Genomic DNA, 4098 nt, shown 5'->3' on the forward strand with positions numbered 1-4098 from the left:
AGGTGGGCGGCGCGGTCGTGCACCGCGGCGGCGCCGCGACTCCCACGCCGCTCGGGGAACGCCTGCTCGCGCACGCCCGCAGCGCGGTCGCCTCCATCGACGCCCTGGAGGCGGTGGTCACCCCCGCCACGGCGCGCGGCACCGTGCGCCTCGCCGCCGTCCCCACGGTGTGCCAGGGCCTGCTCCCCCGGCTCCGCGAACTGTGGGCGGTGACGCTGCCGGACGTCGACGTCCAGGTCTACGAGGGCGACGACGACGAGATGCCGGAGTGGCTCGAGGGTGGGACGGTCGACGCGGCCGTGCTCGTGGACCCGTCCCCGGTGCCGACGGGTGCGGTGGTCGTCGCGCGGGACGAGATGGCCGCCGTCGTCCGGCGCGACCACCCGCTCGCGAGCCAGGAGGCACTGACGCTCGACGACCTGCACGAGGACGGGCTGGTCGCGGGTGGCGGCGGGTGCGAGGTGCAGATCCAGCGGCTGCACGAGCTCGACGGGCAGCCGTTCCGCTGGGCGCACCGGGTGCGGGAGATGAACACGATGTTCGGCATGATCCAGCGCGGCGAGGGCGTCTCGATCGTGCCCACCCTCGGGCGCGGGATGCTGCCGGAGGACCTCGTGATGCTGCCGCTCGAACGGCGGCTGACCCGGACCCTCGTCCTGAGCGGGCCGTCCTCCCGGCCGTGGCACCCGTTGGCGCAGGCCCTCGTCGACGCGGTGCGGTGACCACCAGCGGCCGCGAGCAGGATGGACCGATGGCCGAGACGTACGTGAAGACCTTCACCGACCCCGACGAGGCGACCGCCGAAGCCGCCGGGCTGGAGTGGCTCGCCGAGGCCGAGGACGCCGGCGGCACCCGCATCGCCCGGGTCCTCGCACATCCGGAACCACGCGTGCTGCACCTCGAGCAGATCAGCGACGGCGCACCGACGACGGAGCAGGCCGAGCGCTTCGGTCGGTCGCTCGCCCACACGCACGCCGCCGGCGCTCCGCACTGGGGCGCGCCCTCGCCGGGGTTCCCGCAGCAGGGCTCGCTCCGGATGGGTCGTTCGCGGACGGCCTTCGTGTCCGCCGCGGACGCCCCCGACTCCTGGGGTGCGTTCTTCGCCGAGTACCGGATCCGCGACTACGTGCACCGCATCGTCGACCAGGGCGGCTTCGACGGGTCCGAGGCAGCGGTGTTCGAGCGGGTGGCCGAACGCCTCGAGGACGGCGAGTTCGGCTCGCCGCAGCCGTCGCTCGTCGGGGACGGTCCCGCCCGGTTGCACGGTGACCTCTGGGCGGGGAACGTGCTCTGGCCGACACCGGGGCAACCGGTGGACGGCACGACCCCGACGGGAGCGGTGCTCATCGACGCGAACCCGCACGGTGGGCACGCGGAGACCGACCTGGCGCTCCTCGGGTTGTTCGGGCTCCCGCGACTCGAGACCGTGCTCGCCGCCTACGACGAGGCATCCCCGCTCGCCGACGGCTGGCAGGACCGCGTGGAACTGCACCAGCTCGCGCCGCTGCTGCTGCACGTGTTCTTGTTCGGGGGGTCGTACACGGGCGCGGCGCTCCGCGCGGCACGGCGGTACGCCTGACCTCGCACCGTGCGGGGCGCCAGCAAGGTGAAGGGCGCGCGCAACCTCGCACCGTGCGGGGCGCCGGCCCGATGGTGCGAGCTTCCGCACTCGGTGCGACCCTGCGCGCCTCGCACGCAGTGCGCAACCTCGCACCGAGCGACGTGTCGCACGGTGCGAGGGCGCGCTCCCCCGCACGGTGCGAGGACGCCCGCCGTGCCTCGGTACCGCACCGGTACCGCGCGGGTCTTAGGGAGCGCCAAGGTCCTCCATCGACGGGTTCGGGGAACGTCCGGGAACCTCATCGTCATGACCACGTACCCGACCCCCGTGACCGACCGTCGCGAGCGCACACACCCCGGCGGGACCACCGCCCGGGACCGCCGCCCGCCACTCGCTCGCCTGTTCCTCGGCGAGCGTGACGACGCCCGCTGGCTCCGGCCCGCGTTCTGGGCGCTCCTCGCACTGACCGCCGTCGTGTACCTCTGGGACCTCAGCATCTCCGGGTACGCCAACAGCTTCTACGCCGCCGCCGTGCAGGCCGGCACGAAGTCGTGGGAGGCGTTCTTCTTCGGCTCGCTCGACTCGTCGAACTTCATCACGGTCGACAAGCCACCGGCCTCGCTGTGGGTGATGGTGCTGTCCGCCCGGCTCTTCGGCTTCTCGTCGTTCAGCCTCCTGCTCCCCCAGGCGCTCATGGCCGTCGGGTCGGTCGCGCTCGTGTGGGGCACGGTCCGCCGGACCCTCGCCCGCCTCGGCGCGACGACGGCGAACGTCGGGGCGCTCCTCGCCGGCTTCGTCGTCGCGGCGACCCCGGCGGCCGCGCTGATGTTCCGGTTCGACAACCCGGACGCGCTGCTCGTCCTGCTCATGACGGCGGGGGCGTACTGCACCGTGCGGGCGCTCCCCCGGGGCAGCTGGAAGTGGATCGCCCTCGCCGGGGTGGCACTCGGGTTCGCGTTCCTCACGAAGATGCTGCAGGGCCTCCTCGTCCTGCCGGCGTTCGGCATCGTGTACCTGTTCGCCGCGCGGACCTCGTGGGGTCGTCGCGCGATCGGGCTCGTGATCGCGGCGGTCTCGCTCGTGGTCTCGGCCGGCTGGTGGGTCGTCGCCGTGTGGCTGTGGCCCGCGGAGTCCCGCCCCTACATCGGCGGGTCGACGAACAACACCGTGCTCGACCTGGTCTTCGGCTACAACGGGCTCGGCCGGATCTTCGGCGGCTCGGGCAACGGCGGCGGGATGGGCGGCGGGACCGCCGGATCGTCGTTCGGCGGCTCGACCGGACTGGACCGACTGTTCTCGTCCGAGATGGGCCTCGAGATCAGCTGGCTCCTGCCCGCGGCACTCCTCGCACTCGTCCTCGGCCTGGTGGTCGTCGGTCGGCGGCACCTCGGCGACCCGGTCCGCGTCGGTCTCGTGCTCTGGGGCGGATGGCTGCTCGTCACCGGGCTCGTCTTCTCGTACATGTCCGGCACGATCCACCCGTACTACACGGTCGCCCTCGCCCCGGCGATCGCCGGACTGGTCGGGACCGGCGGCGCCCTCCTCTGGAGCGTTCGCGACCGCGTGATCGGACGCCTCGGCCTCGCCGGGATGATCGGCATCACCGCGTACTGGGGCTTCTGCCTCCTGGACGAGAACCCGACGTGGTTGCCCTGGCTGCGGTGGGTCGTGCTCGTCGGCGGGCTCCTGTCCACCGCCGCGATCCTCGTCGGGAGCCTGCCCACCCTGCGCAAGCTGGTCGCGGTCGGTGTCCTCGCCGGCACGCTCTTCGGTCTGACCGGGACCACCGCCTACGCCCTCGCCACGACGACCGTCGCGCACTCCGGTTCGATCCCGAGCGTCGGTCCGTCCGGCAGCGGCTCCGGCGGGACGGGCGGCATGGGCGGTGGTCAGCCGGGAGGCACGGGAGGCCCCGGCGGATCGGCCTCCGGTTCCGAGGGCGACGGCTCCGACAGCTCGGACGGCACCCAGCAGGGTCCCGGCGGCACGCCGCCGGACAGCACCTCGGGCGAGGCCCCGTCGATGCCGGACGGCACCGGCACCCAGGAGGGATCCACCACCCAGGAGGGATCTGGCGGGGCGACCTCCGAGGGCGGGTCGGGGACGGGCCTCCAGGCGGGTGGCGGCGCCATGGGTGGCGGAAGCGCGTCGACCTCGTCGGCCCTCACGAAGCTCCTCGAGTCGACGGACACGACCTGGTCCGCCGCCGTCGACGGATCGCAGTCCGCCGCGCAGCTCGAACTCGACAGCGACACCGCCGTCATGGCGATCGGCGGCTGGTCGAGCGACCCGACGCCCACCCTCGCCGAGTTCAAGGCGTACGTCTCCGACGGCACGATCGGCTACTACATCTCGTCCGGCAGCGGCGGCGGGATGGGCGGCGGCTCGTCCACGGCCTCGGCCATCCAGGAGTGGGTCGCGGCGAACTACAGCAGCACCACGGTCGGCGGCTCGACGGTCTACGACCTGAGCAGCCGGAAGTGATGCACGACGAGGGCGCGGATAGGCTCGCCGACATGGCCGGCACCCCGCTGCAG

3 protein-coding genes are annotated in these 4098 nt (G+C 73.4%); all 3 read left to right on the forward strand.

The features are described from left to right. Nucleotides 1–722: LysR family transcriptional regulator substrate-binding protein (locus ACSW7Y_RS16455; RefSeq protein WP_438127315.1), on the forward strand; the 722-nt coding region annotated here is incomplete at its 5' end. Between the two features lie 29 nt (nt 723–751). Next, nucleotides 752–1579: a fructosamine kinase family protein gene (locus ACSW7Y_RS16460; RefSeq protein ID WP_438127316.1), complete on the forward strand. Its 828-nt coding sequence runs from the start codon at nt 752–754 to the stop codon at nt 1577–1579. Nucleotides 1580–1867: 288 nt separating this feature from the next. Further along, nucleotides 1868–4045, forward strand: a complete 2178-nt coding sequence (locus ACSW7Y_RS16465) for an ArnT family glycosyltransferase (RefSeq protein WP_438127317.1) — start codon at nt 1868–1870, stop codon at nt 4043–4045. The last annotated feature ends 53 nt before the right edge of the window (nt 4046–4098 follow it).

Origin of the sequence: Curtobacterium flaccumfaciens, from assembly GCF_051548005.1 — a bacterium.
Classification (GTDB): Bacteria; Actinomycetota; Actinomycetes; order Actinomycetales; family Microbacteriaceae; genus Curtobacterium.

What these genes read in the sequence shown, in the direction of transcription:
- ACSW7Y_RS16460 (WP_438127316.1), top strand. Translation starts at nt 752, where the DNA reads ATGGCCGAGACGTACGTGAAGACCTTCACCGACCCCGACGAGGCGACC.
- ACSW7Y_RS16465 (WP_438127317.1), top strand. Translation starts at nt 1,868, where the DNA reads ATGACCACGTACCCGACCCCCGTGACCGACCGTCGCGAGCGCACACAC.